Raw genomic sequence first — 15,156 nt, forward strand, 5'->3', positions numbered from 1 at the left:
ACAACAATGTATTGACGTAGAGGCAACGCTTTATGACCGACTCGACTGCGGCCGCAACGGAGCCCTCGCCGAGCCTGCCCAGGACGCTGTTGACCGGCGTCCAGATGCTGTTCGTGGCCTTCGGGGCGCTGGTGCTGGTGCCGCTGCTGACCGGGCTCGATCCCAGTGTGGCACTGTTCACCGCCGGTGCTGGCACGCTGGTGTTCCATGCCGTGACGCGGCAGAGCGTGCCGGTATTCCTGGCTTCATCGTTCGCGTTTATCGCGCCGATCCAGGGCTCGGTTGCCAGCTTCGGCGTCTCTGAAACCCTCGGCGGGCTACTCGCCGCGGGCCTGGTCTATGTCGCCATGTCGCAGGTGGTGCGCATCAAGGGGACCGACTGGCTGCACCGCGTACTGCCCGCCGTGGTGGTGGGGCCTGTGATCATGGTGATCGGCTTGGCGCTGGCGCCGGTGGCGGTGGAGATGGCCAGCGGCGAGACCAGCGAGCATATCGGTTACGGTCAGGCGATCACCCTGTCGATGATCAGCCTGCTGGTCACCCTGGTGCTGGCGGTGTTTGGTCGTGGGCTACTGCGCCTAATTCCGATCATGGGGGGGATCCTGACCGGCTATCTACTGGCACTGGCGATGGGGGTGGTCGATTTTTCGCCGGTGCGTGAGGCCAGTTGGGTGGCGCTGCCAAGCTTTACCGCGCCGAGCTTTCACTGGGCGGCGATCCTGTTCATGATCCCGGTGGCCATCGCCCCTGCGGTGGAGCATATCGGCGACATGGTGGCGATCGGCTCGGTGACTCGCAAGAATTACCTGGAGAAACCCGGCCTGCATCGCACCTTGCTGGGCGATGGCCTGGCCACCTCCACTGCGGCGCTGTTCGGCGGCCCGCCCAATACCACCTACTCCGAAGTGACCGGGGCGGTCACCCTGACCCGCGCCTTCAATCCGCGCTATATGATCGTTGCCGCCTGTTTCGCTATTCTGCTGGCCTTTATTGCCAAGCTGGGCGCCGTGCTGCAGACCATTCCCGGTCCGGTGATGGGCGGCATCATGGTGCTACTATTTGGCTCCATCGCAGTGGTCGGCATGAACACCATGGTGCGCGCCGGCCAATCGCTGACCGCGCCGCGTAACCTGGTGGTGGTATCGCTGATCCTGGTGTTTGGCATTGGCGGGATGCAGTTCGGCGGCGGTCAGTTCACCCTGCAGGGCGTGAGTCTGGCGGCAGTGGTGGGGATAGTCCTCAACCTGATCCTGCCGCCGGCACGCGAGGGCGAGTAGTGGCTCAGTGGTGGTGGCGCTCGCCGCTGCCATCGGAAAACGACGGCGGGTTGTTGGCACTCACAATGACGCACTCGCTGTCGCTGACGTTGCGAAAGCGGTGCGGCAACCGAGAGTCGAAGTAGTAGGCGTCGCCTGCGGTCAACAGGCGCGCTTCTCCATCGACGGTGAGCTCGATAGTGCCGGCTACCACCACGCCGCCTTCCTCACCGTCATGCTCCAGCATGTCTGCGCCGGTGTCGGCGCCGGGCGGGTAGCGTTCGTAGATGATCGACATGCTGCGATTGGGACGCCGTGCACCGACCAGCCTCCACGACAGCTGCCCATCGCCGATCTCGGTCAGTTCGCTGGCGCGGTAGAAGACCTGCTCCTGGCTGGTCTGCTCGCCGGCAAAGAATTCGCTGATCGAGACCGGCATGGCATCGAGTATCTTCTTCAGTGAACTGACCGAAGGGCTGACGCTGTTCTGCTCGATCAACGAGATGGTGCTGTTGGTCACGCCGGCCCGTTTGGCCAGCTCACGCTGCGAAAGCGCTGCCCGTAGTCGTAGTTGCTTGAGACGTGCTCCGACGTCGAAACCACCCATGCGCTGTCCTTGTTGAAGATCCTTGACGGCATGATAGCGTGTCCCCGGTGCAAAGATAAGCCGATGAAACGACTATGACTTTAGGCCTGTATGGCGGCTCCGATGGTCGCAGTCACAGCGCCCATGGGGTAGTCTTTAGACAAAGACTTACAGTGCCTGTCGGATTTGACCGTTTGGTCAGTTTTGGGCAGGATCAACGATCGGTCAATGGGCCGCCGTGAGGCGATAATGGTATGACGAGTGGCATGGAAACGAACCAGCGGTTGCCGCTCAGCGGTGTGATTCTCGCCGGTGGACAGGGGCGGCGCATGGGGGGCTGTGACAAGGGGCTTAGCGACTTCCTTGGACGGCCGCTTGTCGCACACGTCCGCGAGCGCCTCGACGGCCACGTCGAAGAGGTGGTGATCAATGCCAACCGCAACCTCGAGGATTACCGGGCGCTGGGTTGTCGCGTGGTGTGCGATCGCGAGACGGGATACCAGGGGCCATTGATGGGCATCTGGAGCGGCCTGCTGGCCGCCCGCCAGGCCTGGGTGGTGTTCGTGCCCTGCGATACCCCGGCGCTGCCCATGGAACTGGTGCCGCGGCTTTGGCAAGGCGTGGGGGAGCATGACATTGCAGTGGCCCACGACGGCGAGCGCGCCCATCCGGTGGTGGCGCTGATGCGTCGCGAGTTGGCCGATGATCTTGGCGCAGCGCTTACCGACGGCGAGCGCAAGATCGACCGCTGGTATGCCCGCCATGCCTACTGCCATGTCGACTTCAGCGACTGCCCAGAGGCCTTTGCCAATCTCAATCGCCCCGCCGAGCGCGAGGCGCTCGAGCGGCGCCTGGGAATATGAACAGTGACGGAATCTCGATGACGCTGACCTTCGATGCGCACCTGCCGCTGCTCGGTATCGCCGCCTGGAGCGGCACCGGCAAGACCACGCTGCTTGAAGCCTTGCTGCCGCGGTTGCAGGCGCACGGCATCAGAGCGGCGGTGGTCAAGCATGCGCATCACGCCTTCGATATCGACCAGCCCGGCAAGGACAGCTATCGCCTGCGCGAGGCCGGTGCGACACCGATGCTGATCGCCTCGCGCTCGCGCACCGCGCTGATGATCAACACCCCCGGAGACGCGGAGCCGGATCTGTCACAGCTGCTGGCGCAACTGGCGCCGCTGGCCCCCGATCTGGTGCTGGTCGAGGGCTTCAAGGCTTGGCCGCTGCCCAAGCTGGAGCTGCATCGTGCGGCGCTGGGCAAGCCGCTGCTGGCCACCGACGATCCCTGGATCAGGGCTGTCGCCAGTCCCGATGTGCTGGACCTCCCGGCAGGGGTCGAATCGCTCGATCTGGATGACCATCAGCGGCTGAGTAACTGGGTCGTTGCCTGGCAGCAGAGCTGGCCTCAGCAGGCGCGGCCGCGGGAGATGCCAGCATGACGCTGTCTTGTTTCGAACTTGGCGAGCGGATGCTCAGCGTCGATGAGGCGCGCGCGGCGCTCGACGCGCTGTTTGCGACGCCGCTCGGGACCGAGCGGGTCCCCCTCGCAGGGCTGCTCGGGCGCGTGTTGGCCGAGCCGCTGGTGTCACCCCTCAATGTACCGCAGCAGACCAATGCCGCCATGGACGGCATTGCGCTGGCGTGGCCTGAGCGGCCGCCGACACGCTGGCCGGTGGTGGGCGAGGTGCTCGCCGGTCAGCGCTGGGCGCAGCCGCTGGCGCCGGGCACGGCGCTGCGCATTACCACCGGCGCGCCGCTACCCGAGGGGGCGGATACCGTGATCATGAGCGAACAGATCGAGGAGGGCGGAGACGGAGCGGTGGTGATCAGCCGCGCGGAGCGCGTGCGCCGCGGTCAGAACGTGCGCCAGGCCGGTGAGGACATCGCCTTCGGGCAATCCGTGCTGGACGCCGGTACCCGGCTGCTACCCCAGCATCTCGGTCTACTGGCGTCGCTGGGCTTGAGTGAGGTCAGTGTCTATCGGCGGCCGCGGGTGGCGATTTTCTCCACTGGCGACGAAGTCACTGCGCCGGGGCAGCCGCTGCCTGAGGCGAGCATCTATGACGCCAATCGTTTTACGCTGCGCGGCATGCTGACCCGGCTCGGTGCCGACGTTCATGACCTGGGTATTCTCGCCGATCAGCGTGAGCGGGTAGTGGCGGCACTGGCCGAGGCCGTCAGCGATCACGATATGATCATTACCAGCGGCGGTGTCTCGGTGGGCCAGGCGGACTGGATCAAGGCAGCGCTCAACGAACTGGGCGAGCTCGGTTTCTGGCGGATTGCCATTCGTCCTGGACGGCCGCTGGCCTGCGGTCGGCTGGGGTGGCGTCAGGTGCCTTTCTTTGGTTTGCCGGGCAACCCGGTGGCGGTAATGGTCACCTTCCTCGAATTCGTGCAGCCGGTGCTGCGCGGCTTGCAGGGTGAGCCGGGCTGGCAGCCAACGCGCCTTACGGCCCGAGCCGAGATGACACTCAACAGCCGGCTGGAGCGGGTGGACTTCCTGCGTGGGGTCTATCGCTGCGATGCCGATGGCCAACTGTGGGTGCGCAGCACAGGCGCTCAGGGCTCCGGGATTCTATCCTCGATGAATGCCGCTAACTGTCTGATCGAGATCGAGGCATCGCGGGCAGCGGTAGCCCGTGGCGAGACGGTTACCGTGCAACCCTTCGACAGTTTGATATGAGGCACGAAACGTTATGAGCCTGACTCATCTTAACGCCCGCGGCGAGGCCCATATGGTGGATGTCGCCGACAAGCAGGAGAGCCGCCGTGAGGCAATGGCCGGCGGCCGCATCAGCATGCGGCCGGCGACCCTGGCGCTACTGGCCGACGGTGGCCTACCCAAGGGCGACGTGTTGGCCACCGCCCGCATTGCCGGCATTCAAGCGGCCAAGCGAACTCACGAGCTGATTCCACTCTGCCATCAGCTTGCGCTGTCCAAGGTCAGTGTGGACTTTCGCCTCGATGAGCAGCACTCCTGTGTCGAGGTCACCGCGACCTGTCGTCTGAATGGACGTACCGGCGTCGAAATGGAGGCACTGACCGCAGTGTCGGTGGCCTGCCTCACGCTGTACGACATGTGCAAGGCCGTCGACAAGGACATGCAGATTGGCGAGATTCGCTTGCTGACCAAGACCGGTGGTAAATCCGGCGACTATCGCCGTGGCGAGCCGGTACCGACATCCTGCCCCCAGATCGTCACCGATGACTGTTACAGTGGTGAGGTGAGTCTCGGCCCCCATGCCGATTCGCGCTGCGTGCGGGTCAAATGTCTTGCCGAATTGCGCGAGCGCTTGGGGGTCAGTGAGCTGGAAATACCCGTTGCGTCGCTGGCACGACCGGATGTTGCGGCGCTCAAGCTGGCACTCAAGGAGCGCGATGCCAACTTCACCCTGCTCGAGGAAGGCCGCATTCTATGTGCCGTCAATCAGGTCATGGGCGGTGACGACACCCCGCTGACCGAAGGTGACGAAGTGGCCTTCTTTCCGCCCGTCACGGGGGGGTGATGATGATCCGAGTTCAGCACGAGCCCTTCGATGCCGGTGCCGAGCAGCGCGCGCTTTGCGAAGGACGCAGCGACATTGGGGCGGTGGTCTGTTTCACCGGTCTGGTACGCGACTTCAACGAGAAACCCGACGTTGAAGCGCTGAGCCTCGAGCACTATCCGGGGATGACCGAAGCGGCGCTGGCGCAGATCGTCGCCGAGGCAGAGCAGCGCTGGCCACTCGACGGTATACGACTGATCCACCGGGTCGGTATGCTGACACCTGGTGATCCCATTGTGCTGGTGGCGGTTGCCAGTGCGCATCGTCGCGCGGCCTTCGAGGCCTGCGATTTCATCATGGACTATCTCAAGACGCGCGCCCCGTTCTGGAAGAAGGAACATACCCGCCACGGCGCTTATTGGGTGGCGGAGCGCAATACCGACAAGCACGCTGCACGCCGCTGGGAGAGTGTATGACGACGTTGATCGATGACTTCAATCGCCGGGTGCGCTATGTGCGTATTTCAGTGACTGATCGCTGCGACTTTCGCTGCGTCTACTGCATGAGCGAGGAGATGACCTTTCTGCCGCGAGCCCAGATATTGACGCTGGAAGAGCTGTCGATGGTGGCGCGGGCGTTCGTCGAGCTCGGGGTAGAGAAAGTCAGACTGACCGGCGGCGAGCCGCTGGTCAGGCGAGGGATTGCTCAGTTGGTGTCCGAGATTGGCACGCTGGGGCTAGACGATTTTGCCATGACCACCAATGGTGTCGGGCTGGTCAAGCATGCCCAGGCCCTGCGCGATGGCGGTCTCACTCGGCTCAACATCAGCCTGGACTCGCTGGATGCCGACAAGTTTCGCCAACTGACTCGCACCGGTGATCTGCATAAGGTGATCGATGGCATACGTGCCGCCCGTGACGCAGGCTTCGAGCGGATCAAGCTCAATGCAGTGGTTCTCAAGGGGCGCAATGATGATGAGGTGGTCGACCTGGTCGAGTTTGCGAGACGCGAACATCTCGACATCAGCTTTATCGAGGAGATGCCGCTTGGCGATGTGTCGGATCACTCGCGGGCAGAAACGTTCTGCTCGAGCGATGAAGTGCAGGCCCTGATCGAAGCACGTTATCCGCTGGTGCCGACCACCGAAAGCACGCTTGGCCCCTCGCGCTATTTCCGTATGGCCGACAGTGAATCACGGATCGGCTTCATCTCACCCCACAGCCATAACTTCTGCTCGACCTGTAATCGTGTCAGGGTCACGGTGGAAGGGCGCTTGCTGCTGTGTCTAGGCAACGAGCACTCGGTGGATCTGCGCGCCGTATTGCGCCGCCATCCAGGGAATATGGATGCCCTCAAGACGGCCATTGTGGAGGCCATGCCGCTAAAGCCGGAGCGTCACCATTTTACCACTGACGGTGATGTCCAGGTCGTTCGCTTCATGAATATGACCGGTGGCTAGCCGGCAACTCCATCGCTGTTTCGACACATAGATTGATGCTAAAGCCGTCGCACCACTCCAAAGCGGCGGTTTTTTTGTGTAGGCTTTTCTTGCCATGTCGTTATATCTGCTTATACTTTTTATCCAGGCGCAGCATATTCGTGTTCCCTGACTTTCAATATGGAGGAAGCCAATGTCTTCCGAATCTCTGGAGCGTATCGCTCGCAATAAGAACGTTGCTCGTGCAGCTGCACGCCAGTTGAGCATGGAGCAACTACATAAGCTTGCCGAGGTTATCGGTGAAGTGATCGAGCAGAAGCAGGACGAGGACAAGCAGCGCCAGCAAGAGGAAGCCATGAAAGAGCGCAAGCTGGCTGAGATTCGTGAGGCCATCAATGACGCGGGGCTTTCTCTGGATGATCTGGTTGGTGAGCAGCCCAAGCGCCGCCGAGGCCGGCCGCCTAAGAACGCTAAGAAGAGCTGATAGGCTGGATGTCATTGCTGGCGATCTTGAACTCGTCGGCTAGTGTACCAGCATGACAAGGGCGAGCCTCGCGGCTCGCCCTTGTCTTTATTTGCTTAGCAGATAAGGTCGAGCTACTGGTCGAAACGATCCCCGGCAAGTAGCTGCAGGTGCACGGTGGGCAAGTGGCGCATGCGCTCGCCGAGGTAGTCGATCATGCGTGGCTGTAGGCGACGACGCAGCTCGGCCAGGTCGTGGGCGTCGAGACCTTCCAGCTGATCGTCCAGCCAATCACCGAAATCCTCCTCATCAAGGTGCGAGGCGGCGCTGGCGTCGACCACCAGACGACCTAGGCGCGCCCAGCCCTCTCCGTCGGGTGTCACGGTAATCGCCAGAAACAGGCTGTCGCGCCGCGACGCGTCACTGCCGTTGAGGCCTGGTGCCGGGGTGATGGCATCCCGACTGACGATGCAGGGCGGCTGCGGATGGCGGCTTTCGAGCTGCAGCCCCTCGCCATCGAAGCGAACCAGGTCGCCGTTTACGGGGATCACCGGAGCGGCAATGCCGAGTCGCTCTGCAAGCGCCGTATGGGCTTGCTGATGGCGCTGTTCACCGTGCACGGGCAGCAGGTAGCGAGGCTTGATCCAGTCGTAGAAGGTGGCCAGTTCGTCCTGTGCGGGATGCCCTGACGCATGGAGCTCGGGGTGAAGTCGCTCGTCGAAGAGCGTCACGCCAAGGTGTCGCAGGCCCCGCTGGAGACGCTCGATGAGTCGCTCATTGCCGGGGATCGCCTTGGCGGAAAAGATCACGCTGTCGCCGGCCACCAGCTCGAAATGGGGGTGACGGTTCTGTGCCAGACGGGACAGGGCGGCGCGGGGCTCGCCCTGACTGCCGGTCGCGATCACGAGCACCTCCTCGGGAGGCAGATAGCCGAGATCGCGGACCGGTACCAGCGCCGGCAGGTCGTCCAGATAGCCGAGCCCTCGAGCTACGCTCACCATGCGCTCCATAGAGCGCCCCATCAGACACACGCGGCGACCGGTGTTTGCCGCAGCGCGGCCGACGGCCAGCACCCGCGCCAGATTGCTGGCAAAGCAGCTGACGATGACTCGACCGGGACAGTCGGCGAGGGTGCGTTCGAGTGCGCGGGCGACGTCGCCTTCGCTACGTGAATGGCCGGGGAGGTTGGCGTTGGTGGAGTCGCCGATCACCAGATCGACCGGGGCCAGCGCCTGAAACAGCGCGGGATCCATCGGCGCGCCAATCAGCGGTTCGGGGTCGAGCTTCCAGTCGCCGCTGTGCAGCACCTTATGGTGCGGCGTGATGATCAGCAGTGCACAGCTTTCCGGAATCGAATGGGTCAGTGGTAGGTAGCGCAGGCTGAACGGGCCGTTTTCCAGCGCCGCGCCGGGTTCGATCACCTGGATCATGTCGCTGGTCAGGCCGCGCTCGTGAAACTTGGCGCGCAGCAGGCCTGCCGCCAGCGGGGTGGCGTAGATCGGGCAGCCCCACTTGGGCCACAGCCAGGCCGCCGCGCCGATATGGTCTTCATGACCGTGGGTGATCACCAGCGCCTGAGGTACGATGTCCAGCGCGACGAGGGTGGCCAGGTTGGGCACCTGCAGCGGAGTGTCGGGCAGGTCCTGGCGAATCATCATCCCGCAGTCAACGGCCAGCCAGTGATCCTGATAACCGTAAAGCGTCATGTTCATTCCGATCTCGCCACAACCGCCAAGGGGCAGCAATCTGAGCGGTGGGCGCTGGCGACGGCGAACGGTAACGCGGTGTTGCGGCATGAGAAGGTTGGGCCTAATGAGAGCAGAGCGTCTCGACATCATACGGGAAGGCTCCCTGGCCCCACAACGCGCGTATTCCGATGCCGTTGAATTCGTTACACTATCGTGGAGCCTGCGGGCTCTGCAGCGTTCGTTTTCCCTACTGATGGTTCCCCGATGTCCGATTACTATCGTCTGGTAGTGTCCTGTCCCGATCAGGTCGGGATTGTCGCCCGTGTGTCAGGATTCATTGCCCGCCAGGGAGGCTCGATCACCGAAGCGAGCCAGCACTCCGACCTGGCGACCGGCCGCTTCTTCATGCGCTACGAAATTCTTGCCGACTCGATCGGATTGAGCGCCGTGCAACTACGCGAGGCCTTTGCACCGATCGCCGAGGAGTTCTCCATGGACTGGGCGCTGACCGATACCGCCAGGCGCCCCCGCGTGGTGCTCATGGTGTCTCGGGAAAGTCACTGCCTGGTCGACCTGCTGTATCGCTGGACCGCCGGTGAGCTCGACTGCGACATTCCCTGCGTGATCTCCAACCACGATGACATGCGCTCGCTGGTGGAGTGGCACGGCATTCCCTACTACCGGGTGCCGGTCACGCCGGATACCAAGCCCCAGGCGTTTGCCGAGGTCGAGCGGCTGGTCGAGCAGGCCGAGGCGGATAGCGTCGTGCTGGCGCGCTACATGCAGATCCTGCCGCCGGCGCTATGCCGGCGCTATGCCGGTCGGGTGATCAATATTCACCACAGTTTCTTGCCCTCATTCGCCGGTGCCAAGCCGTACCATCAAGCTTACCAGCGTGGCGTCAAGCTGATCGGGGCAACCTGCCACTATGTCACCGAAGAGCTGGATGCGGGGCCGATCATCGAGCAGGACATTCACCGCGTCAGCCACTGCCACACCGCCGACGACCTGGTGCGTTTTGGTCGCGACGTGGAGAAAGCCGTGCTCGCCCGCGGGCTGCGCTGGCACCTCGAAGACCGGGTGTTGATCCATGGCAACAAGACGGTGGTCTTCGCCTGACCGTCAGCGATCACGGAGAGTGCCATGACCTTCGCCGAAGTGGTGCTGATGCCCTGGATCCTGGGGCTTGGCTGGTTGATCAGCGCCGTAGTACTGGGCCTGGCGCTGGCGCAGCGGCCGTGGCAGGCGCTGCTGGCGGATGTCGCTCTGCAGCATCGCTGGCTGGCGGCGCTGGTCGCCGTGCTGCTGCTGTGGCAGCTGCGTGCCCAGGCGGTGGACTGGCTGACGTTGCATCTGGTGTTTACCGCGCTGCTGACGCTGGTGTTCAAGGCGCCGCTGGCGCTATTGATTTGTCTGGCGGTCAATCTCGCCATGGTGCTGCTGGGACGCGTGGCCTGGCCGCTGCTGGGCGTGAACGTGCTGATCAGTGGCGTGGTCCCGGCGCTGGTGATGGTGGTCGCCTGGCGGCTGGTGGACCGCTGGTTGCCCGACAACCTGCCGGTGTTCGTTTTCATCTGCGGCTTCTTCGGTACCGCGCTGGCCACTCTGGCCAGTGGGCTCGCCGCAGTGGCGATCGTGGGGCTCGGGGCGAGCGACCCGCAGGCCTGGTTCCTGGCCGGTGAGTATGCCCGCTTCCTGCCACTGCTGATGCCCTCCGAGGCCTTTATCTCCGGCATGCTGCTCAGCGTACTGGTGGTATATCACCCTGAGTGGGTAGCGACGTTCAATTCCCAGCGCTATATCGATACCAAGTAGTCGTTGCGGCGTATCGGCATGGCTGACCGGCGACGCCGCTGGATCATGACTCGTCGAACAGCGTCAGCTGTCGCTGGGCATCTTCGGGTACCAGCCTGACGCCGACACCAAGCAGCCTCACCGGTCTGGCGCCACGTTGCCACGCCTGTTCGAGCAGGTGCTGAAAGCCGCGGGAGTCATCGGCGTAGCCCGCGCTCTCCATGGTCGTCTGACTGAAATCGTCGAACTTCACCTTGACGAAGCGCTTGTCGCTGGGCGGATCGTCGTGGCGCGCCAGCCGTTTCCGGAGCTTGTCGATCAGTGGGGGTAGCGCCTGCCGGCAGGCGGCCAGGTCGGGCAGGTCGCGATCGAAGGTGGTTTCGACGCTGACCGACTTGCGCTCGCGGCTGATGTTGACCTCGCGCTCATCGATGCCGCGGGCGAGCTGGTAGAGGTGGCGGCCGAACTTGCCGAAGCGCTCCAGCAGCGTAGTCAGAGAGCGCTGGCGAAGGTCTTCACAGCGATGAATCCCCAGCGCTTCGAGCTTGGCAGTGGTGGCCGGCCCCACGCCGTGAAGTTTGCTTACCGGTAGCGGGCGCAGAAAGCCGTCCACGTCCTCGGGGGCAATCACCGTCAGGCCATCGGGCTTGTCCCAGTCGCTGGCGATCTTGGCCAGAAACTTGCTTGGCGCGACTCCCACCGACAGGGTGATGCCGGTACGCGCCAGGGTCTGCTCCTTGAGCCACTGGGCCATCCAGGTGGCGCTACCGTGGAAACGCGCTACCTCACTGACGTCGAGGTAGGCTTCATCCAGCGACAGCGGTTCGATAAGCGGCGTGAGTTCGAGGAATAGCGCCTGTATCTGCTGTGAAACGGCGCGGTAGCGCTCGAAATCGGGAGGCAGCACGACCAGCTCCGGACACAGCCGCCGCGCCGTGGCGGTGGGCATGGCACTGCGCACGCCGAAGGCGCGGGCGGGATAATTGCATGTGGCGACAACGCCTCGACGTTCGGCGCTGCCGCCCACCGCCAGTGGAACCTCGCGAAGCGCTGGCTGGTCGCGCATCTCTACCGCGGCATAGAAGCAGTCGCAGTCGGCGTGCAGAATCTTGCGCATGGCCGGGTTGAGGCTTAGCCCAGCGCCTGGCCGCTGCCACCGCGAATCACACCCACGCCGATGCCCTCGATTTCCAGCGCCTGATGGCGCAGGTCCACTTCGATGGGGGCGAACTCCTCGTTCTCGGCTATCAACCATACCTGGTGGCCCTGGCGCTTGAAGCGCTTGACGGTGACCTCGTCCTCGAGCCGTGCGACGACGATCTGGCCATCGCGAATGCGCTCGGTACGGTGCACCGCGAGCAGGTCGCCCTCCATGATGCCGATGTCCTTCATCGACAGGCCACGCACTCGCAGCAGATAGTCGGCGCGCGGCGTGAAGTACTCGGGGGGGAGCGGGCAGTGGCGGTCGATATGTGCCGCTGCCAGGATCGGGCTGCCGGCGGCGACCTCACCGATAATCGGCAGTCCCTGCGGGGCGCTGGTATCAGCCTCGGCCGACTCCAGCTCCTGGGCGGGAAGGCGGATGCCCCGCGAGGTGCCGGCGACCATGCGAATCACGCCCTTCTTGTTGAGTGCCCGCAAATGCTCTTCGGCAGCGTTGGGTGAGCGAAATCCCAGCGCTCGGGCGATCTCGGCACGGGTGGGCGGATAGCCGAATTCGGACATGGTCTTGACGATGAAGTCGTAGACGTTCTGCTGGCGCGGGGTAAGAGGGCGGGTCATATGACCTCCGCAGGTCGGTGGCGGTGTTTGGTTAAGTATACAGTATGGCTGAGTATCCAGTAAAAGCGTTGCAGCGTTTAAAACGCCAAGTTTGTGACGAACTGTCAGGTTGCGTAGAATGGGATAACGTTTAAAACAAATGTTTATCAACTCGGCAGAGGGGGAGGTATGGCGCAGGCGGATACGGTAACGCGCATTCTCGACACCGCAGAGGTGCTGTTCGCCGAGCGCGGTTTTGCGGAGACCTCGCTACGCAACATTACCAGCAAGGCCAAGGTCAATCTTGCGGCGGTGAACTACCATTTCGGGTCCAAGAAGGCGCTGATTCAGGCGGTGTTCGCGCGTTACCTGGACCCCTTCACCGAGCGATTTCATGCGGCGCTGGACGAGCTCGAAGCGCAGTACGCCGGCCGCGTCATTCCGCTTGAGGTGCTGCTGGAGACCATGGCAAAAACCGTTCTGGATGTCCCCGCCGAGCGTAACAGCCTTAAGGTCTTCATGCGCCTGCTGGGGTTGGCGTACAGCCAGGCCCAGGGGCACCTGAGGCGCTATATTCAGGAGCACTACGGGAGTGTGTTCAGCCGCTTTTCAGACCTGGTGCGACAGGCCACCCCGGATCTGCCTGAGGCCGAGCGCTTCTGGCGTCTGCACTTCGTGCTCGGCACGGTGATTTTCACGCTTTCCGGACTCGATGCGCTGCGCGATATCGCTGAAAAGGATTATGGTGAGCATGTCAGCGTGCGCGATCTGATCCGTCGGCTGCGCCCGGTGGTGGTGTCGGCAATGAATGCGCCGCTGCCGGACGCCCCATCCGATAGCCTGCCGGCCGCGGTATAATAGTGATCACCCCGCGACTCGATCAGCTGCCGCCGGAGACCGGCCACTGGCTGGAGGTCGATCTATCGACTCAGCGGCTGTGGTGCTGGAAGGGGCGAGAGCGGGTTGTCGATTACCCGATCTCCAGCGGTGTGGCAGGTATTGGCCAGCGTGACGGCAGCGGCCAGACACCGCTCGGCTGGCACTACGTGCGTGCGGCGATCGGCGCAGGCCAGCCACCAGGCGCTGTTTTTCGCGGTCGTCGCCCGACTGGCGAGGTATTCGATGCCACGCTGGCCGCCGAGTGCCCGCAGCGCGACTGGATCCTGACCCGTATTCTATGGCTGTGTGGCCTCGAGCCGGGCTACAACCGTGGCGGTCATGTAGATTCCCAGCGGCGCTATATTTACCTGCACGGCACCCCCCCGGACCAGCCGATGGGCACCCCGGCGTCGCATGGCTGCCTCAGGATGCGTGACGCGGCGCTACTGGCGGTATTCGATTTTGCACCACCCGGAACACCGGTGTGGCTTCACGACTGACCTATCCAGTGCGACCATTCCGACACCAAGAAAGCGCTAAGCGAGGGACGCCGGGGGCAGGTCGAAGAGGAGGTTCTACGCCATGGATGGCGTAGGTAGCGCCCAGGGATGGCTTACAGCGCCTCCTCGCAGGCCTGCCGACGGAGCAGTCCCGAGTGGTGCTAGTGTGATATCCCAGTGGAGCACCGCCATCCCCTGTTGTCAGCTTGGCGGTTGGTCTAGAATCTGCCCCTTCTCAGCCTAGGAAGATGATCATGACCCAACCTATCGGCCCGGTAATGCTGGACCTCGAGGGGCCCCGGCTCAGCCGAGAAGAAGGTGACATGCTCAAGCGTCCCGAGGTCGGTGGCGTGATCCTGTTTTCTCGCAACACCGAGGACGCTGCCCAGGTTCAGGCGCTGTGCGCTGCGATCCGTCGGGTGCGCCCCGACCTGCTGCTGGCGATCGACCAGGAGGGCGGGCGGGTGCAGCGCCTGCGCCAAGGGGTGACGCGGCTGCCGTCCATGGGCCAGCTGGCGGCGGGCTATGACGACGATCCTCAAGCGGTGGTGCAACAGTGTCAGGATGCCGGCTGGTTGCTGGGCATGGAGATGGCCGCCTGTGGGCTCGATGTGACCTTCGCCCCGGTGCTCGATGTCGACGGCGACTCGACGTTGATCGGCGATCGTAGCTTCTCTGCCGACCCTCAGGTCGTCAGCCTGCTCGGCGGCGCCTTTATCAGCGGGCTACACGATGCCGGGATGGTCGCTATCGGCAAGCACTTCCCAGGCCATGGCAGCGTGGTGGCGGACTCACATCATGAGCTGCCGGTGGACCCGCGCCCGCTTGCGTCGCTACGCGAGCATGACATGCGTCCGTTTGCCGAGCTGGCGCAGCGCCTCGATGGCGTGATGCCGTCCCACGTGATCTACAGCGCTTTCGACGACAAGCCGGCGGGATTTTCGCGCAGCTGGCTGGGACTGCTGCGCGAGGAGCTGGGCTTCAAGGGGGCGATCTTCTCGGACGACCTGTTGATGGCGGCAGCGCGTGTCGCCGGTAGTCCCGGGGACGCGGCGCTGGCGGCACTCGATGCCGGCTGCGATATGGTGCTGGTATGCAACGACCGTGCTGCGGCGCTGGAGGTGCTTGATGCCTGCACCGGGCGGGCCAAGAAGCGACCGGCCAAACTACGCTACGGCCGCGCTCGGCCGAGCCTCGAGGCGCTGCCGGCGCTATCGCGCTGGCGTCGCGTGCATGCCCGTCTCGAGGCCCTGAGTGCCAGCCAAGACGCCTGAGATCCTCCTTTTCCGTCTGCGACC

At 63.7% G+C, this 15,156-nt stretch carries 17 protein-coding genes; 13 read left to right on the forward strand and 4 right to left on the reverse strand.

From position 1 onward, the window contains the following. Window positions 1-32: 32 nt before the first annotated feature. Window positions 33-1,277 carry a uracil-xanthine permease family protein gene (locus IEI94_RS04740; protein WP_191166069.1) on the forward strand — a complete coding sequence of 415 codons (1,245 nt, stop codon included), beginning with the start codon at window positions 33-35 and terminating at the stop codon, window positions 1,275-1,277. 4 nt (window positions 1,278-1,281) lie between these two features. Here the strand turns inward: IEI94_RS04740 and IEI94_RS04745 are convergent, their stop codons facing one another. Next, window positions 1,282-1,863 (reverse strand): cupin domain-containing protein, encoded by a 582-nt coding sequence (locus tag IEI94_RS04745; RefSeq protein WP_191166070.1) that lies wholly within the window; start codon window positions 1,861-1,863, stop codon window positions 1,282-1,284. Window positions 1,864-2,108: 245 nt separating this feature from the next. Here IEI94_RS04745 and mobA point away from each other — a divergent pair, with 245 nt between their 5' ends. The 7 genes from mobA to IEI94_RS04780 all read left to right on the forward strand — a co-directional run bounded on the left by mobA (window position 2,109) and on the right by IEI94_RS04780 (window position 7,257). Further along, entirely contained in the window at window positions 2,109-2,705 is a 597-nt protein-coding gene (mobA, locus tag IEI94_RS04750) for a molybdenum cofactor guanylyltransferase MobA (protein ID WP_191166073.1), read from the forward strand. Next, window positions 2,702-3,286 carry a molybdopterin-guanine dinucleotide biosynthesis protein B gene (gene mobB, locus IEI94_RS04755; protein ID WP_224749929.1) on the forward strand — a complete coding sequence of 195 codons (585 nt, stop codon included), beginning with the start codon at window positions 2,702-2,704 and terminating at the stop codon, window positions 3,284-3,286. Before mobA ends, mobB begins: the two co-directional genes overlap by 4 nt. Beyond that, window positions 3,283-4,533 carry a gephyrin-like molybdotransferase Glp gene (gene glp, locus IEI94_RS04760; RefSeq protein WP_191166075.1) on the forward strand — a complete coding sequence of 417 codons (1,251 nt, stop codon included), beginning with the start codon at window positions 3,283-3,285 and terminating at the stop codon, window positions 4,531-4,533. Before mobB ends, glp begins: the two co-directional genes overlap by 4 nt. 13 nt (window positions 4,534-4,546) lie before the next feature. Beyond that, window positions 4,547-5,356 carry a cyclic pyranopterin monophosphate synthase MoaC gene (gene moaC / locus IEI94_RS04765; RefSeq protein WP_191166077.1) on the forward strand — a complete coding sequence of 270 codons (810 nt, stop codon included), beginning with the start codon at window positions 4,547-4,549 and terminating at the stop codon, window positions 5,354-5,356. Window positions 5,357-5,358: 2 nt separating this feature from the next. Beyond that, window positions 5,359-5,811, forward strand: coding sequence for a molybdopterin synthase catalytic subunit MoaE (moaE, locus tag IEI94_RS04770; RefSeq protein ID WP_191166257.1), 453 nt, complete (start codon window positions 5,359-5,361; stop codon window positions 5,809-5,811). Beyond that, complete coding sequence (gene moaA, locus IEI94_RS04775; protein WP_191166079.1) at window positions 5,808-6,794, forward strand: GTP 3',8-cyclase MoaA; 987 nt, start codon at window positions 5,808-5,810, stop codon at window positions 6,792-6,794. The genes moaE and moaA overlap by 4 nt, the downstream gene beginning before the upstream one ends. Window positions 6,795-6,966: 172 nt before the next feature. After that, window positions 6,967-7,257 carry a hypothetical protein gene (locus IEI94_RS04780; protein ID WP_191166081.1) on the forward strand — a complete coding sequence of 97 codons (291 nt, stop codon included), beginning with the start codon at window positions 6,967-6,969 and terminating at the stop codon, window positions 7,255-7,257. A gap of 113 nt (window positions 7,258-7,370) precedes the next feature. Here IEI94_RS04780 and IEI94_RS04785 read toward each other — a convergent pair whose 3' ends face one another. Further along, on the reverse strand, window positions 7,371-8,948 hold the full coding sequence (locus tag IEI94_RS04785; RefSeq protein ID WP_191166083.1) for a ribonuclease J: 1,578 nt from the start codon (window positions 8,946-8,948) through the stop codon (window positions 7,371-7,373). A 240-nt stretch (window positions 8,949-9,188) separates the two neighbouring features. Between IEI94_RS04785 and purU the strand changes: the two genes are divergently transcribed. Next, window positions 9,189-10,043: a formyltetrahydrofolate deformylase gene (gene purU / locus IEI94_RS04790; protein ID WP_191166085.1), complete on the forward strand. Its 855-nt coding sequence runs from the start codon at window positions 9,189-9,191 to the stop codon at window positions 10,041-10,043. Window positions 10,044-10,067: 24 nt separating this feature from the next. Next, window positions 10,068-10,739 carry an energy-coupling factor ABC transporter permease gene (locus IEI94_RS04795; protein WP_191166086.1) on the forward strand — a complete coding sequence of 224 codons (672 nt, stop codon included), beginning with the start codon at window positions 10,068-10,070 and terminating at the stop codon, window positions 10,737-10,739. 43 nt (window positions 10,740-10,782) lie between these two features. Here the strand turns inward: IEI94_RS04795 and dinB are convergent, their stop codons facing one another. Both dinB and lexA read right to left on the reverse strand, forming a co-directional pair. After that, window positions 10,783-11,835 carry a DNA polymerase IV gene (gene dinB / locus IEI94_RS04800; RefSeq protein ID WP_191166088.1) on the reverse strand — a complete coding sequence of 351 codons (1,053 nt, stop codon included), beginning with the start codon at window positions 11,833-11,835 and terminating at the stop codon, window positions 10,783-10,785. Between the two features lie 14 nt (window positions 11,836-11,849). Then, on the reverse strand, window positions 11,850-12,500 hold the full coding sequence (gene lexA, locus IEI94_RS04805) for a transcriptional repressor LexA (RefSeq protein ID WP_191166090.1): 651 nt from the start codon (window positions 12,498-12,500) through the stop codon (window positions 11,850-11,852). 168 nt (window positions 12,501-12,668) lie between these two features. Here lexA and IEI94_RS04810 point away from each other — a divergent pair, with 168 nt between their 5' ends. From IEI94_RS04810 to nagZ, 3 genes are all read left to right on the forward strand, one after another. Next, complete coding sequence (locus IEI94_RS04810; RefSeq protein WP_191166093.1) at window positions 12,669-13,337, forward strand: TetR/AcrR family transcriptional regulator; 669 nt, start codon at window positions 12,669-12,671, stop codon at window positions 13,335-13,337. 2 nt (window positions 13,338-13,339) lie between these two features. Beyond that, entirely contained in the window at window positions 13,340-13,858 is a 519-nt protein-coding gene (locus IEI94_RS04815; protein WP_191166094.1) for a L,D-transpeptidase family protein, read from the forward strand. 254 nt (window positions 13,859-14,112) lie between these two features. Then, entirely contained in the window at window positions 14,113-15,132 is a 1,020-nt protein-coding gene (nagZ, locus tag IEI94_RS04820; protein ID WP_191166097.1) for a beta-N-acetylhexosaminidase, read from the forward strand. Window positions 15,133-15,156 lie beyond the last annotated feature (24 nt).

Source organism: Halomonas sp. ML-15 (genome assembly GCF_014779595.1).
Lineage (GTDB): Bacteria > Pseudomonadota > Gammaproteobacteria > Pseudomonadales > Halomonadaceae > Franzmannia.

Excerpts from the sequence above, each read along its gene's own strand:
- IEI94_RS04740 (WP_191166069.1), top strand. The coding sequence starts at position 33 with ATGACCGACTCGACTGCGGCCGCAACGGAGCCCTCGCCGAGCCTGCCC.
- IEI94_RS04745 (WP_191166070.1), bottom strand. The coding sequence starts at position 1,863 with ATGGGTGGTTTCGACGTCGGAGCACGTCTCAAGCAACTACGACTACGG.
- mobA (WP_191166073.1), top strand. The coding sequence starts at position 2,109 with ATGGAAACGAACCAGCGGTTGCCGCTCAGCGGTGTGATTCTCGCCGGT.
- mobB (WP_224749929.1), top strand. The coding sequence starts at position 2,702 with ATGAACAGTGACGGAATCTCGATGACGCTGACCTTCGATGCGCACCTG.
- glp (WP_191166075.1), top strand. The coding sequence starts at position 3,283 with ATGACGCTGTCTTGTTTCGAACTTGGCGAGCGGATGCTCAGCGTCGAT.
- moaC (WP_191166077.1), top strand. The coding sequence starts at position 4,547 with ATGAGCCTGACTCATCTTAACGCCCGCGGCGAGGCCCATATGGTGGAT.
- moaE (WP_191166257.1), top strand. The coding sequence starts at position 5,359 with ATGATCCGAGTTCAGCACGAGCCCTTCGATGCCGGTGCCGAGCAGCGC.
- moaA (WP_191166079.1), top strand. The coding sequence starts at position 5,808 with ATGACGACGTTGATCGATGACTTCAATCGCCGGGTGCGCTATGTGCGT.
- IEI94_RS04780 (WP_191166081.1), top strand. The coding sequence starts at position 6,967 with ATGTCTTCCGAATCTCTGGAGCGTATCGCTCGCAATAAGAACGTTGCT.
- IEI94_RS04785 (WP_191166083.1), bottom strand. The coding sequence starts at position 8,948 with ATGAACATGACGCTTTACGGTTATCAGGATCACTGGCTGGCCGTTGAC.
- purU (WP_191166085.1), top strand. The coding sequence starts at position 9,189 with ATGTCCGATTACTATCGTCTGGTAGTGTCCTGTCCCGATCAGGTCGGG.
- IEI94_RS04795 (WP_191166086.1), top strand. The coding sequence starts at position 10,068 with ATGACCTTCGCCGAAGTGGTGCTGATGCCCTGGATCCTGGGGCTTGGC.
- dinB (WP_191166088.1), bottom strand. The coding sequence starts at position 11,835 with ATGCGCAAGATTCTGCACGCCGACTGCGACTGCTTCTATGCCGCGGTA.
- lexA (WP_191166090.1), bottom strand. The coding sequence starts at position 12,500 with ATGACCCGCCCTCTTACCCCGCGCCAGCAGAACGTCTACGACTTCATC.
- IEI94_RS04810 (WP_191166093.1), top strand. The coding sequence starts at position 12,669 with ATGGCGCAGGCGGATACGGTAACGCGCATTCTCGACACCGCAGAGGTG.
- nagZ (WP_191166097.1), top strand. The coding sequence starts at position 14,113 with ATGACCCAACCTATCGGCCCGGTAATGCTGGACCTCGAGGGGCCCCGG.